At 66.0% G+C, this 17,565-nt stretch carries 17 protein-coding genes; 8 read left to right on the top strand and 9 right to left on the bottom strand.

Annotated elements, in window-relative coordinates; all coding sequences use genetic code 11:
• Window positions 1–140: 140 nt before the first annotated feature.
• The 8 genes from QW863_RS06750 to QW863_RS06715 all read right to left on the bottom strand — a co-directional run bounded on the left by QW863_RS06750 (window position 141) and on the right by QW863_RS06715 (window position 7,068).
• Window positions 141–1,745 carry a molybdopterin-binding/glycosyltransferase family 2 protein gene (locus QW863_RS06750; protein ID WP_315714760.1) on the bottom strand — a complete coding sequence of 535 codons (1,605 nt, stop codon included), beginning with the start codon at window positions 1,743–1,745 and terminating at the stop codon, window positions 141–143.
• Complete coding sequence (locus QW863_RS06745) at window positions 1,742–2,443, bottom strand: XdhC family protein (RefSeq protein WP_315714761.1); 702 nt, start codon at window positions 2,441–2,443, stop codon at window positions 1,742–1,744. The genes QW863_RS06750 and QW863_RS06745 overlap by 4 nt, the downstream gene beginning before the upstream one ends.
• A gap of 3 nt (window positions 2,444–2,446) precedes the next feature.
• Window positions 2,447–2,770 (bottom strand): XdhC family protein, encoded by a 324-nt coding sequence (locus QW863_RS06740; RefSeq protein ID WP_231326115.1) that lies wholly within the window; start codon window positions 2,768–2,770, stop codon window positions 2,447–2,449.
• Between the two features lie 13 nt (window positions 2,771–2,783).
• Entirely contained in the window at window positions 2,784–3,989 is a 1,206-nt protein-coding gene (locus tag QW863_RS06735) for a VWA domain-containing protein (protein ID WP_315714762.1), read from the bottom strand.
• 169 nt (window positions 3,990–4,158) lie between these two features.
• On the bottom strand, window positions 4,159–5,067 hold the full coding sequence (locus tag QW863_RS06730; RefSeq protein ID WP_315714763.1) for a MoxR family ATPase: 909 nt from the start codon (window positions 5,065–5,067) through the stop codon (window positions 4,159–4,161).
• A 31-nt stretch (window positions 5,068–5,098) separates the two neighbouring features.
• Window positions 5,099–5,956 carry a xanthine dehydrogenase family protein subunit M gene (locus tag QW863_RS06725; protein WP_315714764.1) on the bottom strand — a complete coding sequence of 286 codons (858 nt, stop codon included), beginning with the start codon at window positions 5,954–5,956 and terminating at the stop codon, window positions 5,099–5,101.
• A gap of 48 nt (window positions 5,957–6,004) precedes the next feature.
• On the bottom strand, window positions 6,005–6,490 hold the full coding sequence (locus QW863_RS06720; protein WP_172180444.1) for a (2Fe-2S)-binding protein: 486 nt from the start codon (window positions 6,488–6,490) through the stop codon (window positions 6,005–6,007).
• A gap of 131 nt (window positions 6,491–6,621) precedes the next feature.
• Window positions 6,622–7,068, bottom strand: coding sequence for a carbon monoxide dehydrogenase subunit G (locus tag QW863_RS06715; protein ID WP_315714765.1), 447 nt, complete (start codon window positions 7,066–7,068; stop codon window positions 6,622–6,624).
• A gap of 231 nt (window positions 7,069–7,299) precedes the next feature.
• Between QW863_RS06715 and pcaD the strand changes: the two genes are divergently transcribed.
• Window positions 7,300–8,082 carry a 3-oxoadipate enol-lactonase gene (gene pcaD, locus QW863_RS06710; protein WP_315714766.1) on the top strand — a complete coding sequence of 261 codons (783 nt, stop codon included), beginning with the start codon at window positions 7,300–7,302 and terminating at the stop codon, window positions 8,080–8,082.
• 22 nt (window positions 8,083–8,104) lie between these two features.
• On the opposite strand, the gene QW863_RS06705 is transcribed toward pcaD, so the two are convergent.
• Window positions 8,105–8,650 (bottom strand): hypothetical protein, encoded by a 546-nt coding sequence (locus QW863_RS06705; protein WP_315714767.1) that lies wholly within the window; start codon window positions 8,648–8,650, stop codon window positions 8,105–8,107.
• 436 nt (window positions 8,651–9,086) lie between these two features.
• Here QW863_RS06705 and QW863_RS06700 point away from each other — a divergent pair, with 436 nt between their 5' ends.
• The 7 genes from QW863_RS06700 (at window position 9,087) to QW863_RS06670 (ending at window position 17,500) form a co-directional block, all read left to right on the top strand.
• Window positions 9,087–10,292 (top strand): HlyD family secretion protein, encoded by a 1,206-nt coding sequence (locus tag QW863_RS06700; RefSeq protein ID WP_315714768.1) that lies wholly within the window; start codon window positions 9,087–9,089, stop codon window positions 10,290–10,292.
• A complete protein-coding gene (locus QW863_RS06695) occupies window positions 10,292–12,262 on the top strand; it encodes a glycosyltransferase (RefSeq protein ID WP_315714770.1) in 1,971 nt (656 codons plus the stop codon). The genes QW863_RS06700 and QW863_RS06695 overlap by 1 nt, the downstream gene beginning before the upstream one ends.
• Before the next feature lie 43 nt (window positions 12,263–12,305).
• A complete protein-coding gene (locus QW863_RS06690; RefSeq protein WP_315714771.1) occupies window positions 12,306–13,385 on the top strand; it encodes a hypothetical protein in 1,080 nt (359 codons plus the stop codon).
• A gap of 297 nt (window positions 13,386–13,682) precedes the next feature.
• Window positions 13,683–14,600 carry an ABC transporter permease subunit gene (locus QW863_RS06685; protein WP_315714772.1) on the top strand — a complete coding sequence of 306 codons (918 nt, stop codon included), beginning with the start codon at window positions 13,683–13,685 and terminating at the stop codon, window positions 14,598–14,600.
• 13 nt (window positions 14,601–14,613) lie between these two features.
• On the top strand, window positions 14,614–15,942 hold the full coding sequence (gene livM, locus QW863_RS06680; RefSeq protein WP_315714773.1) for a high-affinity branched-chain amino acid ABC transporter permease LivM: 1,329 nt from the start codon (window positions 14,614–14,616) through the stop codon (window positions 15,940–15,942).
• Window positions 15,939–16,772 (top strand): ABC transporter ATP-binding protein, encoded by an 834-nt coding sequence (locus QW863_RS06675; RefSeq protein ID WP_315714774.1) that lies wholly within the window; start codon window positions 15,939–15,941, stop codon window positions 16,770–16,772. Before livM ends, QW863_RS06675 begins: the two co-directional genes overlap by 4 nt.
• Complete coding sequence (locus QW863_RS06670) at window positions 16,769–17,500, top strand: ABC transporter ATP-binding protein (RefSeq protein ID WP_315714775.1); 732 nt, start codon at window positions 16,769–16,771, stop codon at window positions 17,498–17,500. Before QW863_RS06675 ends, QW863_RS06670 begins: the two co-directional genes overlap by 4 nt.
• The last annotated feature ends 65 nt before the right edge of the window (window positions 17,501–17,565 follow it).

The following is a 17,565-nucleotide window of genomic DNA, read 5'->3' as shown; positions in this document are numbered from 1 at the left end:
AATCTAGCCGGGGGTCGTTGAAACTTGGTGAATGAGAGGTTGAGTCGGAGGGAAGTCGTAGCCCGCATGAGCGTAGTCGACATGCGGGCTCTCACGCACGGCGTCCCGCATGTCGCTTACGCTCATGCGGGCTACGGACTTCAACCGCGCCGCGCGGCTTCCAGCGCCTGCGGCGTGTCGATGTCGAGAAACGCACTGTCACCGTCGACCGGCACCTCGGCCACGGCCTCGGTGTGCTTGGCGATCAGGTGCCGCGCGCCGACGTCGCCGTCCAGCGTCATCAGCTCGGCGAAGAAGCGGCGCGACCACAGCACGGGGTTGCCGCGACGTCCCTCGGACACAGGCACCACGATCAAATTGCCGCGATCGGGCGCGAACGCGCCGATCAGGCGGTCGAGCAGATCCGAGGACACCATCGGCATGTCACCCAGGCACACCACTGCGCCATCGATGCCCTCAGGCACCGCGGCAATGCCCGATTTCACCGAGCTGGCGAGGCCGCCGGCGAAATCCGGGTTGCGGACGAAGCGGACGTTGAGGTCGGACAGCGCCTGTTCGACCAGCTCGGCCTGATGACCGGTGACGACGATGACCTCACCGGCCTTGGAGGCCAGCGCCTGCTCGGTCACGATGCGCACCAGCTTCTTGCCGTCGAGCTCGGCCAGCAGCTTGTTCGGTCCACCCATGCGGGTCGAGCGTCCGGCGGCGAGCACGACCGCGGCGACCTTGCGTTCGCCCTCGACCTCCGGCTTGGCGCGCGGCTGCGGCCGCGTCACGATCTCCATGAGGAGGCCACCCACGCCCATGGCCGTGAGCTCGGCACGGCTGACCTTGATGCCGGCGAGCAGCCGCATCAGCACCCAGTCAAAACCGTTCTCCGCCGGCGAACGGGCGCAGCCGGGCGCGCCGAGCACCGGCACACCGCCGGCATTGCCGATCAAGAGCAGATTGCCGGGATCGACCGGCATGCCGAAATGCTCGATGGCACCGCCGATGCCGGTGATTGCGGCTGGAATGACGTCGCGGCGGTCGGCGATGGCGGACGCGCCGAACACGATGACGAGCTCGGCGTCCAGCGCCAGCAGCTCCCTGATCGCAGCAGCCAGCGCGGCCTGCTCATGCGGCACGCGGCGCTCGGCGATGATGGTGGCGCCGGCCGGTGCGAGCCGCTCTGCGGTGACGCGCAGCGTCTTGTCGATGACCTTGGGTGCGAGTCCCGGAAGAAGCGTCGAGACCACGCCGACGCGCTTGATCACATAGGAGGCGATGCTGAGCGCGCCCCTGCCCGCCGCGGCGACGGCGGCATCGCGCAGGCGGCCTTCGACGCCGAACGGGATCAGCTTGACGGTGCCGACCATCTCGCCTTCGACCACCGGCTTGAACGCCGGCAGGGTCGCAAAGGTGATGGCCTCGTCGACGCCGTTGATGCGCTCGACCGCGGCGCGGTCGATCATCAGCACGCCGGCCTGCGCCGCGAACAGATTGGCGCGCCCGGTGAAGGCGCGATCGACGTGAATGCCCGCGCCGGCGACGACCTTGGCGACGTCGGCGGCCGCCTCGTCCTCGGAGACGTCGCCGGCCTCGAGTCGGACGACGACGATCTCCTTGACGCCTTCCCGGACCAGCGCCTCGACCTCCGCGGGACCGATCAGCGTGCCCTTCTTCAGCACCAATGATCCTTTGCGCAGGGTGTGCACCGTCACCCCGCCGATCGCCTCGGCTGGACTGGCAGGACCGAACTTCATGCCGCCTGCTCTTTCTCCTTGGCCGGCAGCCGCAACGTCGCGGTGATCTCGGCCATGATCGAGACCGCGATCTCCGACGGCGACACCGCGCCGATGGCGAGCCCGATCGGCGCATGGATGCGGGCAATGTCGGCATCGCTGGCGCCCTGCGCGCGCAGCCGGTCACCGCGCTTGGCGTGCGTCTTCCGCGAGCCGAGCGCGCCGATATAGAAGCAGTCGCGCGAGAAGGCGTGCAGCAGCGCCGGATCGTCGATCTTCGGATCATGCGTCAGCGCGACAAAGGCGGTGTAGTGATCGACGTTGAGCGGCGGCAGCGCCACGTCGGGCCATTCGGCGATCAGCGGCACGTCAGGGAAGCGCTCGGGGCTGGCGAAAGCCGTGCGCGGATCGACGACGGTGACGTCATAACCCAGCGACTTGGCGATCGGCGCCAACGCCTGGCTGATATGGACGGCGCCAACGATCACGAGCTTGGCCGTCGGCGCGTAGACGTTCAGGAACAGCCGCTTGCCGTCCACCTCGACCATGCCGCTCTTGCCCATACGCAGATGGGTCGACAGCTCGTTGCGCAGCGGATCGTTGGCGATGGCGGCGGCCCTTACCAGGCGCTGCGCGCCGGAGCCGACGTCGGTGACGAGAATCGCCGGGCGGCGCGCGGCACGCTCGGCGTTCAGTTCGGCCAGCGTTGCAGGCTGCATGGATCAACCCACCTTCTCGACGAACACGCGGATGGTGCCGCCGCAGGACAGCCCAACATTCCAGGCCGTCTCGTCGGCGACGCCGAACTCCAGCATCTTCGGCTGGCCGCTGGAGATGACGTCCAGCGCCTCGGTGACGACGGCGCCCTCGACACAGCCGCCGGACACCGAGCCCAGGAAGGTGCCTTCATCGTTGATCACGAGGTTGGACCCGACCGGGCGCGGCGCCGAGCCCCAGGTCTCGACCACGGTGGCGAGGGCCACGCCGTGACCGGATTTGTGCCAATCCTCGGCGGCCTTGAGGATGTCTTCGTCGCGGTTGAGCATGACTATCTCCTTCTCAGGCGGCGGGCCGGATCGCGCTGCGCTGATGCGGCGGCAGCGGCGACGACAGCGCCGAGATCAGCGTCTCTATCGAAGTCAAGTTATGTACCGGGCGGAATTCGTCAACGTGGGGCAGCATGGTTTTGATGCCCTGCGCCTTCGCCTCGAAGCCGGAATAGCGCAGCAGCGGATTGAGCCAGATCAGCCGCCGGCAGGAGCGGTGCAGCCGGTCCATCTCGAAGGCAAGCTTGCTGTCGGCCTCGCGCTCCAGCCCGTCGGAGATCAACAGCACGATCGCGCCCTGCCCGAGCACGCGGCGCGCCCACTGCTTGTTGAAGGTCTGCAGCGAGGTGGCGATCCGGGTCCCGCCGGCCCAGTCCTCGACATTGGCCGAGCAGCTCGCCAGCGCCTCGTCGGGATCGCGCTGGCGCAGCGCCCGGGTCACGTTGGTCAGTCTCGTGCCGAACAGGAACACCGAGACCCGCTTGCGCGCATCGGTGATGGCGTGGAGGAAGTGCAGGAACAGGCGGGTGTACTCGCTCATCGACCCGGAGATGTCGAGCAAGGCCACGATCGGCGCCGGCTTCTCGATTCTCCCCAAGCGATGAAAGTTGATGATCTCGCCCTCGGTGCGCAGCGCCTGGCGCAGCGTCTTGCGCATGTCGATGCGATGGCCGCGCGGATCGGCGGTGGTGCGGCGGGTCTTCAGCTCGGCCTGCGGCAGCCGCATCTTGGCGATGGCGCGCGCGACCTCGGCGATCTCCGCCGCGCTCATCTGCGCAAAGTCCTTCTTCTGCAGCACCTCGCGGTCGGACACCGCGAGCCGCAGGTCCTGCTCCTGCGCCTTCGGCTCCTCATGGGTCTGCGGCTGCGACATCGCCTCCTGGACCCGGCGCGAGGCCGGCGGCGGCTTCTTTTTGGCGTGATCCGGCAGCGGCACCGAATCGAGCATCGACTTCCACTCCTCGGCGGGGCGGAAGAACAGGTCGAAGGCCTGAGAGAAGATCAGCGCATGCTCGTGGCGCTTGACGAAGATCGATTCAAGCGTGGTGAAGACGTCCGCACGCTTGCCGATGTCGATGACCTCGAGCGCGGTCATCGCGTCGATCACGGCACCGGGACCGACCGGCAGGCCGGCGGCACGCAGCGCCCGCGCAAAGCCCGCGATGTTGTCGGCAATGCCGCCGGTCGGCGGCGCGAGGTGATTGATGCTTGTGGGCACGTTCTGATCCCTCGTCCGCTTCGCACACGCCTCAAATTGAGCTCGTCATTCCGGGGCGCCCGGAGGGCGAGCCCGGAATCCATACTGACGATCGCGGTTATGGATTCCGGGCCTGCGTGCTGCGCACGCATCCCGGAATGACGACCTTTATTGTGGGCACCGGCGTGAACTACGTCTCGTTGGTCGCGTCCTTGATCGCCTTCTGCAACGCATCGCCCTGCATGCGGGCGATGTCGTCCTGATATTTCAACAGCGCGCCCAGCGTGTCGCCGACGACCTCGGCGTTCAGCGAGCGCGCATCGAGCTCCGTCAGCGCCGTGGCCCAGTCGAGCGTCTCGGCGACCCCCGGCGACTTGTAGAAGTCCTGGTCGCGCAGCGCCTGGACGAAGCGCACGATCTGCTGCGACAGCCGCTGCGAGATGCCGGGCAGCCGGGTTTTGACGATGGCAAGCTCGCGCTCGGCGGAGGGATAATCGACCCAGTGATACAGGCAGCGCCGCTTCAGCGCGTCATGGATCTCGCGGGTCCGGTTCGAGGTGATGATGACGATCGGCGGATGCGGCGCCTTGACGGTACCGAACTCCGGGATCGTGACCTGGAAGTCGGAGAGGATCTCGAGCAGATAGGCCTCGAACGCCTCGTCCGCGCGGTCGAGCTCGTCAATGAGCAGAACCGGCGCGCCGGCGACATCCGGCTCCAGCGCCTGCAGCAGCGGGCGCTTGATCAGGTAGCGGTCGGCGAAGATGTCCGACGTCAATTGATCGCGGTCGACCTCGCCGCCCGCTTCCGCCAGCCGGATCGCGATCATCTGCGCCGCTGAATTCCATTCGTAGACGGCGGAGGCGACGTCGAGACCCTCGTAGCACTGCAGCCGGATCAGCTTGCGGCCGAGCGCCGCCGACAGGACCTTGGCGATCTCGGTCTTGCCGACGCCGGCCTCGCCTTCGAGGAACAGCGGCCGGCCCATGCGCAGCGACAGATAGGTCACCGTCGCCAGCGATCGCTCGGCCAGATAGCCGCGCGAGGACAACAATTCGAGCATCGCGTCGACCGATGCTGGCAGGGCCGGAGCACTCATGGGCGAGACCGCTTCCTTCTTCACGCGTCCGTCACGAAGCCGGAGCCTCGGGTTCGGCGGCTCCCTCCGACGCGGTTGAGGCCTTGGCGCCGGCATTGGCCGCATCGACCGCACGGCGCGCCAGCACGCCGATCAGATGGGCACGATATTCGGCGCTGCCGTGAATATCGCTGTTGAGGCCTTCAGCCGAGACCGGAATGCCCTCCAGCACCTTCGGCGAGAAGCGCTTCTGCAGCGCCTCCTCGAAGGCGGTGACGCGGAACACGCCATTGCCGCCGGCCCCGGTCACCGCAACGCGCACGTCGGACGGACGGCGGGCGACGAACACGCCGACCAGCGCGTAGCGGGAGGCCTGGTTGCGGAACTTGACGTAGGCCGCCTTCTTGGCCAGCGGGAAGCTCACCTTGGTGATGATCTCGTCCGGCTCCAGCGCGGTCGTGAACAGCCCGAGGAAGAACTCCTCGGCCTTCAGCTTGCGCTTGTTGGTGACGATGGTGGCGCCGAGCGCAAGGCACGCGGCTGGATAGTCCGCGGTCGGATCGTTGTTGGCGATCGAGCCGCCGATGGTGCCGCGATGGCGCACCGCGGGATCGCCGATCAGGCTCGCCAGATGGGCGAGCGCCGGAATCGCCTCGCCGACGGTTGCGGAGTTGGCGACGTCGGCATGACGCGCCATCGCGCCGATCACGAGGTTTCGGCCCTTCACCTCGATCGTATCGAGCCCCTCGACATGGGAGAGATCGACCAGATGCGGCGGGCTCGCGAGCCGCTGCTTCATGACCGGCACCAGCGTGTGGCCGCCAGCGACCAGCTTGGCGTCTTCGTTCTTGGTGAGGAGATTTGCGGCCTGGCGCACGGTCGCCGGCCGATGATATTTGAATTCGTACATGGGGGAATGTCCTGTGCGCAGCGGGCCGACTAAGGCAAGGTCAGACGTTTAGGCGAGGTCCGATTTGGCCATCGCCTTGGCGCCGGCGGCGATCGATTGCACGATGTTCTGATAGCCCGTGCAGCGGCAGAGATTGCCCTCGAGCTCCTCGCGAATGGTCTCGTCGCTGAGCTCATGTCCCTTACGGTGGACGAGGTCGACCGCGGTCATGATCATGCCCGGCGTGCAGAAACCGCATTGCAGGCCATGATGCTCGCGAAACGCCTCCTGCATCGGATGCAGCGGCGCGCCGTCGGCAGCGAGTCCCTCGATCGTCCTGACCTCATGACCGTCGGCCATCACGGCCAAGGTCGTGCAGGACTTCACTGCCTTGCCATCGAGATGGACGACGCAGGCGCCGCATTGCGACGTGTCGCAGCCGACATGGGTGCCGGTGAGGCGCAGATTCTCGCGCAGGAACTGCACCAGCAGCGTCCGCGGGTCGACGTTCGCCGTGACGGGATTACCGTTCACAATCATGGAAATCTTGGCCATTCAGGACTCTCTATTATCCGCGCGACAGCGTTGCACTGCAGCGCAGCCCAGCAAAATCAGTCGAAAACCATCATATGGGCGCTCCCGGCGGCGGGCAACCTCGCCCCCGGCCGCGCATGGGTCGGTTGCGGTCAGCCTTGAACGGCTTTGGCGAAGTTGGCGAAGAATTCGTCGGCGAGCTTCTTTGCGGTGCCGTTGATCAACCGCTGGCCAAGCTGCGCCAGCTTGCCGCCGATCTGCGCTTCGACATTGTAGGTCAGCAGCGTGCCGCCGTCCTTGTCCGCCAGCGCGACGACCGCGCCACCCTTGGCGAATCCGGCGACACCGCCCTCGCCTTCGCCTGAAATCTTGTAGCCGTTCGGCGGATCGAGATCGCTCAAGGTCACCTTGCCTTTGAAGCGCGCAGAGACCGGTCCGACCTTCATCTTGGCAACGGCGCGGAGGCCGCCATCCTCGGTCCTCTCCAGCTCCTCGCAGCCGGGAATGCAGGCCTTGAGCACCTCCGGATCATTCAGCTTGTCCCAGACCTGCTCTCGCGGAGCGGCCAGCTGGACTTCGCCCGTCATCGTCATAGCCATGTGCATCTCCCCCCGATTGGCGCGGTTAGAGGCATTCAAGTAAAGCACCGAACGCCCAAAAGGAAGGGCGAGCAGCGCCCGGAAGCGTTGCAGAAAAGCCGGGCACCGCAGCATTCCGGACCTCGCCGCCGTCGGGTTTTGATTGGCAGACGGCGGCGGCGGTGGTTAGTTCGCCATCAAATCTGCACGATTCCTCCGGCGGCGCGGCCGCCTGCGACAAGGATTCCGCCCATGCCGATGATCGATGCCGACGGCTGTCTGTTGAATGTCACCGTCGAGGGCCGCGACGGCGGGCCGACCCTGATGCTCTCGAACTCGCTCGGCTCGACCCTGCAGATGTGGGAGCCGCAGATGCGTGCCTTCACGCAGGTGTTCCGCGTGATCCGCTATGACCGGCGCGGTCATGGCAAATCGCAAGTGCCGCCCGGGCCCTACTCGATCGAGCGATTCGGCCGCGATGCGCTGGCGATTCTCGATGACCTCAACATCGAGAAGGTGCACTGGTGCGGCGTGTCGATGGGCGGCATGGTCGGGCAGTGGCTCGCCGCCCATGCTCCTGAACGCATCGGCAAGCTCGTGCTCGCCAACACCACCTGCTACTACCCCGATCCGGCAATCTGGGACGCCCGCATCGAGGCGGTCGAGGACAGCGGACTCGCTGGAATCGCCGACACGGTCATCGCTGGCTGGCTGACGCAGGAGTTTCGTGATCACAATCCTGATGTCGCCGACCGGATGAAGGCAATGCTCGTGGCCACCCCTGTCGGCGGCTATCTTGCCTGCTGCGCGGCGCTGCGTGCCCTGGACCTGCGTGAGGATCTGCCGGCCATCAAGAGCCCGACCCTCGTCGTGGCCGGCCGCTACGACAAATCGACGCCGATCGCGATGGCGGAAGCAATCCGCAGCCGCATCCCCGGCGCCAGCATGACCATCGTCGATGCCGCGCACATCTCGAATGTCGAAGCGGCGGGCCAGTTCAACGATGCGGTGCTGGGCTTTCTGACCCAGCACTGATGCACCGCGATGGATCGGGGCGTCATGCCTGCTGCGGCGACGGCGTCGCCGTGGGCTCCATCTTCGGCGAAGCGGATGCGGAAGACGGCGAGGCTTGCGTCGTCGGCTTCTCCACCAGCATGACGATGGCCGTGCCGAGCAGCATCAGGAGTTCCGTGGCATGCAGACGCAACGCCTGGGGCTCCCCGACTTTGGCAGCCATGATCATGCTGAAGAAGGCAAGCATGCTGCCGAAGCCGAGCCCGATCGACAGCGCCTCGACATAGCCGGCCACCTTTCGCACCCGCGGAACCAGGATCAGCACCAGGAACATCGCGAAGAAGCCTGCGACCGTCAGTCGCGCCAGCGCAAGCAGCCAGGCGGCGCGAACCGTCTCGATGCCCGACAGCTGCAGGTGGTCGCTGATGAACAAGGCCACCGCGATATTTGGCCGCGCGAACAACCCCTGGATCGGCGACACCATGATCTGAAACGCGATGATGGTCCAGGCGGGCACGAAATAGAGCGCCAGCAGCACACCGTTGACGCAGCTGAGCCGCCAATTCCTGATCACGCAATCCTTGATCATGTCACGCCCACCTTTGCATCCCACAAACCGCCCGTCCGGCCGATTTCCAGACGAGCTAACGCCCGGCAAACGCGCCCGGCAATTTAAACCATTCGTTTACCTTAACGGGGGGCGACGGGCGCGAGAGCCCACCGTCCAATCGCCGCAGAGACCGTGCTGATGACCTCGCCGATCAGGCCCCGAATTCCCGCGTGATAGCGGCCTTTCCGGGCCTCATCGACGCCTCCTCGAACATCTGCATCGCATCCGACATTGCGTCCGTCGGCGGCCGCTGATTCACGTCCATGCGCCTCGCAACTCTGTGCGCCACGCCATCGGTGTTCTTGACTAGCGTCAAAGTAGTCTGAAACAGATATACTACCTTAGAGGCGAACGCCGCTGCGTTTCGCACAGCGGGATCGTGATGCGGCAGGCAGCTGCCGAGCGGGAGTACCGCATGAGAGTAGCTCGGATCTTCATCGGCATCCTCCTGCTGGCCGGCGGCCTCTACATCCTGGTCGGCGAGCATTTCGCCGGAACTTCGGGAGACGCGACCGTCAATGCCCGGCTTTACGTCGTGCGCGCGCCGATCGAAGGCCGCGTGACGCTGGGGGTGAGCAATATCGGCGCCAGGGTCAATGCCGGGGAACTCATGGCCGAGATCGTCGACGACCGGTTCGACACCACGCGCCTGCTCAATCTCGAGCGCGACCGTGACGAGCAGAAGATCGCGCTCAAGCGGGTTCCGGCGCAGCGTTCGGCGCTCGAGCAGGCGCGGGCCGCCTTCGCGGCCCAGTCGGCCAACTACAAGACCGGCCGCGTCCGCCAGATCGCGGCGCGCATCGCCGAGGCCAAGGCGGCGGAGGATGCCGCGGCCGCCCGGCTGAAGCTCGCGGATCTCACCTTCACGCGAGCCAACGAGCTGAAGGAACGCGGGGTCCAGACGGTCGCCGGCCTCGACCAGGCCAGCGCCTCGCTCGATATCGCCAAGCAGGATTTGGAAAGCGCGAAACAGCGCACCAACTATGTCGAGACCGAGCTCGGCTCCGCGCAATCGGGGGTCTTCATCGGCGACTCCTACAACGACGTGCCGTTCTCGATGCAGCGCATTCACGAGCTCGACCTGCGCCTCGCCGAACTTGCCGTGGACGAGCAGCAGATCCAATCCCGCCTGGTCCAATACGAGCAGCAGATCAACGCCGAACGCGTCCGGATCAACCGGCTGACCTCGGCGACGCTGAGGGCCCGCGTCCTGGGCATGGCCTGGGATTTCCTCGTCGACGATGGCGAATATGCCCGTCGCGGTCAGGATCTCGTCAAGCTGGTGGACTGCAACAGTCTCGTGGTGACCGCGAGCGTTCCCGAAAGTCTCTACGCCCGCCTGTCGATCGGCGCCCCGGTGCAGTTCCGTCTGTTCGGAGACGACCGGATATTCGATGGGACGGTGACACGTCTCGGCGGCTCGGGCGCCTCGCAACTCTACGCCAATCTCGCCGTCGGCCCGACGCCGCAGCACTTGCAGCGCTTCGACGTCACCGTTGCGGTGCCAGATCTCGCCAAGCAGCCGGATCTGTCCTGCGCCATCGGGCGCACCGGCCGGGTGATCTTCACCAGCGGACCGATCGCGGCATTGCGCGGCTTCGTCGCCCGGTACGGCTACTGATGCCGACGCTGTCACCATTCCTGTCCGCGTTCGCAGTCGTTGCGATCATCGTAGGGCTGCGCGTCCTGGCGTTGCCCCTCCTAGACCCGAAGATATGGTACTGGCGGACCCTGCTCCTCAGCGGCTCGATCCTGCTGGCCTGGCGCTATGTCGTCTGGCGCTTCACCGAGACCCTTGCTCCGCCCGGCCTCACGCCGGATGGAATCCTCAGCTGGGGCTTCGCCATTCTCGAAGCGCTCACCGTTGTTTCGTCGTCCTTCGCCTTCCTGATCCTGACCAGGACCAAGGAGCGGACGACGGAGGCTGATCGCCATGCCGGCTGGTGGCTTCCGACGCCGCCGCCTCGGGTCGACATCTTCATCACGACCTACAACGAGCAGCTCGAGGTGCTGGAGCGAACCATCGTCGGCGCCAAGGCGATCACCTATGCGGCGTTGCGCGTCTTCGTCCTCGACGACGGCAGCCGGGCCTGGCTCCGGGATTACTGCACCGAGCACGGCATCGGCTATGTCGCCCGTACCGACAAGTCACACGCCAAGGCCGGCAACATCAACAATGCCTTGCGGCTGCGCGCGGCGGATGCGGACCGGCCGGATTTCGTCGCCGTTCTCGACGCCGATTTCGTGCCTCATCTCGACTTCGTCGAGCGGACGCTGGCGTTGTTCCACGATCCGGCTGTCGGCCTCGTACAGACGCCCCAGCACTTCTTCAACCCGGACCCGATCCAGCACAATCTCGGCATCGGCGCGTCCTATCCCGACGAGCAGCGCCACTTCTTCGACAACGTCGAGCCGGCGCGCGACGCCTGGGGCATCGCAATGTGCTGCGGCACCTCCTCGATATTCCGCGTCTCCGCCGTGGAGATGATCGGCGGCGTGCCGACCGAGAGCGTCACCGAGGATTTCCTGCTCACGCTGCGCCTGTCCGCGCACGGCTACCAGACCGTGTACCTGAACGAGGCGTTGTCGGAGGGATTGGCGCCGGAAGGCCTTGCGGAATACGTCACGCAGCGCGGTCGCTGGTGCCTCGGCCTCATGCAGATCGTGCGCAACGTCTACAATCCATTCGGCTCCCATGGTCTCGATTTCTTCCACCGGCTCAGCGTGCTCGACTCGCTGCTCTACTGGACGTCGACCTATCCGTTCCGCCTCGCCGCGCTGATCTGTCCACTGCTCTACTGGTGGGGCGGGGTGACGGTGGTGAACGCCTCGATCGCCGACATCATCCGGTATTACGGCCCCTATTATCTCTCGATCATGTACACGCTGAACTGGCTGTCCAAGGGACTGTTCATTCCGATCGTCAACGATGTCTCGCAGATCGTCGCCGCCTGGCCCGTGCTCCGCGCCGCCGCTCTCGGCCTGCTCTCCCCCGGTCCGCACAAATTCTCGGTGACCGCCAAGGGCGGCGATCGCGCCAAGATCATTGTCCAATGGCCGCTGATGCGGCCCTTCCTGATCCTGATGGCGCTGACGATCGGTGGCATGATCGTGTCGCTGACGTCCGATTTCGTCTTCAATACCACGGGGACCGCGGGAGACGGCGTCATCGTCGTGATGTTCTGGACGATCTACAACATTCTGGTGCTGTCGGTGGCGATCGCCGTGTGCATCGACCGTCCACGCTACAACCGGCCGCAACGCCAGATCGTCGAGCCGATAACCCTGACGGTCGACGGCGAGCCGCAACGCGGTTGGATCGTCAATCTCGGCCCCGGCGGCGCACGCGTCAGCGGTCCGGTCGGCCTTGCGACCGGCGCCATCGGCACGCTCACCCTGCCCCTGATCGGCGATATCCCAACCAAGGTCGCGGCTCCGACGAACGACGGCTACCGGCTCATATTTGCGGTGACGCCGCAGCAGCGCGCCCAGATCATCGAGCGGCTGCACACCGCGAGTGGAGTGCCCGGCGCCGACAGCGGCGATCTCGGCCGCATGCTGAAAGAAATCGCGCGAGCCGTGGCCGATTGAGGAGAAGACAATGACGAGGCGACGGTGGAGCTTACAGACAGCGGTGTTCCTCGGCGGCACGACACTGATCGTCGTGACGGCGCTGGCCGTTGCCATCCTCTATTCGGCGTCGCTGCAGCGGCGCGGCGAGGAGCTCGCGATCGAGCAGCTGAGGACGCGCGGTGAGCTCAGCGCAAACCTGCTGGCGCGACAGTTGTACGGCACGTGGAGCGACGTGTCGCGGCTCGCCGCGATCATCGACCCCGCCGACGTCGCCGAGGCGCGCCGGCAGATCCAGTTCGTGAGCCAGTTCCAGCCGCGCTATGCCTGGCTCGGCATCGCCGACTCCGGCGGCAAGGTCATCGCGAGCAAGGACCGGATGCTGGAAGGACAAAACGTCGCCGACCTGCGCTGGTTCCGGCATGGACTCGGGGTGCCGACGGCGGTCGATGATCGCGAATCAGAGGCCCTGGGCCGGATGTTGCAGGCCGCTTCGGGACCGGACCGCTTGATCGCCATGTCGGCTCCGCTCGTGCACGACGGCGCCCCCGCCGGCGTCATCGGGGCCCAGATCGATTGGAAATGGGTGATCGAATCCGTCGCGGCGCTGGCGTCGCGCGACATCGATCTGGTGTTGCTGTCGCGCGAGAGCATCGTGCTGTTCGGCCCGCCGGATCTCGTCGGCAAGCAACTGACGATCGGCTCGGCGCAGGCCGCAAGCCGCGGGGCCTCGGTCGCGCTCATCGAGCGATGGCCCGACGGCAAGGATTATTTCACCCTCACGTTCCCCACCGTGAAGTACGCCGATCTGCCGAGCTTCGGCTGGTCCCTTCTGATCCGGCAGGACGCCGTTGCCGCGATGGTGCCGACCCGCCAGCTTGTGCGCTCGTTTTGGTTCAACGTTGCCGGTGGCGTGTTCTCGATCCTGGTGCTGCTCAATTTCGCCGCGAAATGGGTGGTGACGCCGATGCGCCGTCTTGCCCAGGCCGCCGAGACCATGGTGAAAGATCCGTTTTCTGGCATGGTGGCTCGGGAAACCCGGTACGATGAGGCGACGCGGCTGCGCGACGCCTTGGTCAGGCTCCAGTCGAAGCTGATGGCAAAAGTGCCTGGTTCGACGGAAGACAGCGGTAGCGGCATATAGCGGCGCCAGCAACCGGTGCGAGAACCCTCCTTTTCGGCGCTACGTGCTGGGTTCCCAAGCGGTCATTTGATGGCGACGGCCGGCCCCGAGGAAGGCAGGGGAACCGCGCCATCAAAGGAGGCGGGATAAGCCCGCAATTGTGGCACTGCACGCTGTTGCGGCACCCGGTTCCAAACTGTTAGTACTGCCGCACGCGTCGCCTTGGGCGCGGGTGCGTCTCCAGGCATACCGGCACCCGCTCTACAAGGCCCCCGCCGCGTTGCGAACCGGTATCGGCAGTCTCACTCACGGCAGTTCATGGATTATTTCGCGCAACAGCTCATCAACGGCCTCGTCCTTGGCTCGATCTACGGCCTGATCGCCATCGGCTACACCATGGTCTACGGCATCGTCGGCATGATCAATTTCGCCCATGGCGACATCTTCATGATCGGCGGCTTCATCGCGCTGATCTGCTTCCTGGTCCTGGTGTCGCTGGGCCTGACCGCGGTTCCGGTGATCCTGCTGATCGTGCTGCTGGTGTCGATGGCCATCACGGCGCTCTATGGCTGGACCATCGAACGCATCGCCTATCGCCCGCTGCGGCACTCGTTCCGCCTGGCGCCGATGCTGTCCGCCATCGGCATGTCGTTCGTGCTCACCAACTATTCGCAGGTGTCGCAGGGCGCGCGCGTCAAGCCGGTGCCGCCGATCATCACCGGCGGCTACACGCTGCACGAGGGCGCGGGCGGCTTCGTCGTCCAGCTCTCCAACATCCAGATCGTGGTGGTCATCACCACCATCGTTCTGCTCGCGCTGTTCACCTGGCTGGTATCCCGCACGCGGCTCGGCCGCGACATGCGCGCCTGCGAGCAGGATCAGACCATGGCGGCACTGCTTGGCGTCGACGTCGACCGCACCATCTCGATGACCTTCGTGATCGGCGCGGCGCTCGCGGCCGTCGCCGGCATGATGTACCTGCTGTATTACGGCCTGGTCGATTTCTTCATGGGCTTCGTCGCCGGCATCAAGGCGTTCACGGCGGCGGTGCTCGGCGGCATTGGCTCGCTGCCGGGCGCGATGCTCGGAGGCCTCGCGATCGGACTGATCGAGACGTTCTGGTCGGCCTATTTTTCGGTGGAGTACAAGGACGTCGCGGCATTCTCGATCCTGATCGTGGTGCTGATCTTCCTGCCAACCGGCCTGCTCGGCCGGCCCGAAGTCGAAAAAGTCTGAAGATGGAGTCCGCGTGAGCGCGTCCCTTCCCGCCTCGTCGAAAGGCTCCGAACCGGTCGGAGCCGCCTTCATCCTCAAGAAGGCCTTTCTCAGCGCACTGGTCGCTCTCGGTCTGTTCTCTCTGATGGTCGGCATCCGCACCGAAGCGGGTCAGAGCGGCCAGCTCGTATACTGGACCCGCTTCGGCGACCTCGCCAGCCTGGTTGTGGCGGTGTTCGTCGGCTCGATCGCGGTCGAGCTGCTGCGGCTGTGGCTCGGACCGCGCGGCGGCCTCGGCAGCTTCGTGCCGCCGTCCGTGCGGAGCGGCATGTCCGTAGCCGGCCGCTATCTCGCGCCGGCGCTGCTGATCTTCACCTTGCTGGTGCCGGTGATCTTCTACAATCAGCGTTACATTCTCGACCTCGGCATTTTGGTCCTCACCTACGTCATGCTGGGTTGGGGCCTCAACGTCGTGGTCGGTCTCGCCGGCCTGCTCGACCTCGGCTACGTCGCGTTCTACGCCGTCGGCGCCTATTCCTACGGCCTGCTCTCGACCACCTTCGGCCTGTCGTTCTGGGTCTGCCTGCCGCTCGCCGGCATTCTCGCCGCCTTCTGGGGCGTGCTGCTCGGCTTTCCGGTGCTGCGGCTGCGCGGCGACTACCTCGCCATCGTCACCCTGGCCTTTGGCGAGATCATCCGCCTCGTCCTCATCAACTGGCAGGACGTGACCGGCGGTCCCAACGGCGTCTCCGGGATTCCGCGACCGACGTTGTTCGGCATTCCGCTCGCACCGGGCGAAGGCGGCCTTGCATCGATGCTCGGCATCCCGTTCTCGCCGACGCACCGGATCGTTTTTCTGTTCTATCTGATCCTGGCGCTGGCACTCCTGACCAACTGGGTCACCATCCGGCTGCGCCGGCTGCCGATCGGCCGGGCCTGGGAAGCGCTGCGCGAGGACGAGGTCGCCTGCCGCGCGCTCGGCATCAACATCACCACCACCAAGCTGACCGCATTTGCGACCGGCGCGATGTTCGGCGGTTTCGCCGGCGCCTTCTTCGCCACGCGCCAGGGCTTCATCAGCCCGGAATCCTTCACCTTCCAGGAATCGGCGCTGGTGCTCGCCATCGTCGTGCTCGGCGGCATGGGGTCGCAGCTCGGCGTCGCGCTGGCGGCGCTCGCCATGATCGGCGGCTTCGAGCTGTTCAGAAGCCTCGAGGGCTACCGCATGCTGGTGTTCGGTCTCGCCATGGTGCTGGTGATGATCTGGCGGCCGCGCGGCATTGTCGGCCATCGCGCGCCGACCGTATTCCTGGAAAAATCCAAGAGCATCTCTTCGGACCTCGTCAAGGAAGGCCACGGATGAGCTCCGCTCCCATTCTCGCACTCGAAAACCTCACCATGCGCTTCGGCGGCATCGTCGCCGTCAATGCGCTGTCGTTCACCGCGCAACGCACGCAGATCACGGCCCTGATCGGCCCCAACGGCGCCGGCAAGACCACCGTGTTCAACTGCATCACCGGCTTCTACAAGCCGACCTCCGGCGTCATCCGCCTGACCCATGATGACGGCGCGCAGTTCGAGATGCAGAAGCTGAAGGACTTCAACATCTCCAAGCAGGCCAAGGTGGCGCGGACGTTCCAGAACATCCGGCTGTTTCCGGGCATGACGGCGCTCGAGAACCTGATGGTCGCGCAGCACAACGCGCTGATGCGCGCGTCCGGCATGACGGTGCTCGGGCTGCTCGGCGTGCCCTCGTGGCGCGCGGCCGAGCGGAACGCGATCGATGCGGCCGTGTTCTGGCTGAAGCGCGTCGGGCTGATCGACCGCGCCGACGACGCGGCCGGCAATCTCGCCTATGGCGACCAGCGTCGGCTGGAGATCGCGCGCGCGATGTGCACCTCGCCGGCCCTGCTCTGCCTCGACGAACCGGCCGCCGGCCTCAACGCGCGCGAGAGTGCGGCCCTCAGCGAGTTGCTGCTGTCGATCCGGGCCGATCACGCCACGTCGATCCTGCTGATCGAGCACGACATGAGCGTCGTGATGGAAATCTCCGACCGCGTCGTCGTGATGGACTACGGCGTCAAGATCGCCGAGGGCACGCCGCGCGAGATCCGCGACGATCCGAAGGTCATCGCCGCCTATCTCGGCACCGACGAGGAAGAGGCCGCAGCCGTGATGGAGGCCGAGGCGTGAGTGCGTCCCTGCTCGCGATCCGCAATCTGCGCGCGTCCTACGGCAAGATCGAAGCGCTGAAGGGCGTCGATCTCGACATCAAGCCGGGCGAGATCGTCGCGCTGATCGGCGCCAACGGCGCCGGCAAGTCGACGCTGATGATGTCGATCTTCGGCCGCCCGCGCGCAAGCTCCGGCAACATCGTCTACGACGGCAACGACATCACACAGGTGCCGACGCATCAGCTCGCGCGGCTGCGCATCGCGCAGTCGCCGGAGGGACGCCGCATCTTTCCGCGCATGAGCGTGGCGGAAAACCTGCAGATGGGCGCCGACGCCGGCGAGACGACCGACGCGGAGCGGGCCAGCACGCTGGAGCGCGTCTTCGCCCTGTTTCCGCGCCTGAAGGAGCGCGTCGACCAGCGCGGCGGCACGCTATCCGGTGGCGAGCAGCAGATGCTGGCGATCGGACGCGCGCTGATGAGCCGGCCGCGCCTGCTGCTTCTGGATGAGCCCTCGCTCGGCTTGGCGCCGCTGATCGCCCGCCAGATTTTCGACGCCATTCGGACACTCAACCGCCAGGACGGTCTGACCGTGCTGATCGTCGAGCAGAACGCCAATCACGCGCTGAAGCTCGCCCATCGCGGCTATGTGCTGGTCAACGGCCTGATTACGCTGTCGGGCACCGGCACCGAGCTGCTGCAGCGACCGGAGATCCGCGCTGCCTATCTGGAGGGCGGCCGCCACTGAGGCGGGCCCTCAAAACGCGGCCAGAATGGCCTTAGTCCTTCGTAGGTGTGGTCAAAAATTGCCGG

Source organism: Bradyrhizobium sp. SZCCHNR1017 (genome assembly GCF_032381375.1).
GTDB lineage: Bacteria > Pseudomonadota > Alphaproteobacteria > Rhizobiales > Xanthobacteraceae > Bradyrhizobium.
Note: the sequence above shows the minus strand (reverse complement) of the source record. Positions and strands in the feature narration are given on the sequence as shown.

What these genes read in the sequence shown, in the direction of transcription:
- QW863_RS06715 (WP_315714765.1), bottom strand. Translation starts at nt 7,068, where the DNA reads ATGGCTATGACGATGACGGGCGAAGTCCAGCTGGCCGCTCCGCGAGAG.
- pcaD (WP_315714766.1), top strand. Translation starts at nt 7,300, where the DNA reads ATGCCGATGATCGATGCCGACGGCTGTCTGTTGAATGTCACCGTCGAG.
- QW863_RS06685 (WP_315714772.1), top strand. Translation starts at nt 13,683, where the DNA reads ATGGATTATTTCGCGCAACAGCTCATCAACGGCCTCGTCCTTGGCTCG.
- QW863_RS06700 (WP_315714768.1), top strand. Translation starts at nt 9,087, where the DNA reads ATGAGAGTAGCTCGGATCTTCATCGGCATCCTCCTGCTGGCCGGCGGC.
- QW863_RS06720 (WP_172180444.1), bottom strand. Translation starts at nt 6,490, where the DNA reads ATGGCCAAGATTTCCATGATTGTGAACGGTAATCCCGTCACGGCGAAC.
- QW863_RS06730 (WP_315714763.1), bottom strand. Translation starts at nt 5,067, where the DNA reads ATGAGTGCTCCGGCCCTGCCAGCATCGGTCGACGCGATGCTCGAATTG.
- QW863_RS06750 (WP_315714760.1), bottom strand. Translation starts at nt 1,745, where the DNA reads ATGAAGTTCGGTCCTGCCAGTCCAGCCGAGGCGATCGGCGGGGTGACG.
- QW863_RS06740 (WP_231326115.1), bottom strand. Translation starts at nt 2,770, where the DNA reads ATGCTCAACCGCGACGAAGACATCCTCAAGGCCGCCGAGGATTGGCAC.
- QW863_RS06695 (WP_315714770.1), top strand. Translation starts at nt 10,292, where the DNA reads ATGCCGACGCTGTCACCATTCCTGTCCGCGTTCGCAGTCGTTGCGATC.
- QW863_RS06675 (WP_315714774.1), top strand. Translation starts at nt 15,939, where the DNA reads ATGAGCTCCGCTCCCATTCTCGCACTCGAAAACCTCACCATGCGCTTC.
- QW863_RS06705 (WP_315714767.1), bottom strand. Translation starts at nt 8,650, where the DNA reads ATGATCAAGGATTGCGTGATCAGGAATTGGCGGCTCAGCTGCGTCAAC.
- QW863_RS06725 (WP_315714764.1), bottom strand. Translation starts at nt 5,956, where the DNA reads ATGTACGAATTCAAATATCATCGGCCGGCGACCGTGCGCCAGGCCGCA.
- QW863_RS06745 (WP_315714761.1), bottom strand. Translation starts at nt 2,443, where the DNA reads ATGCAGCCTGCAACGCTGGCCGAACTGAACGCCGAGCGTGCCGCGCGC.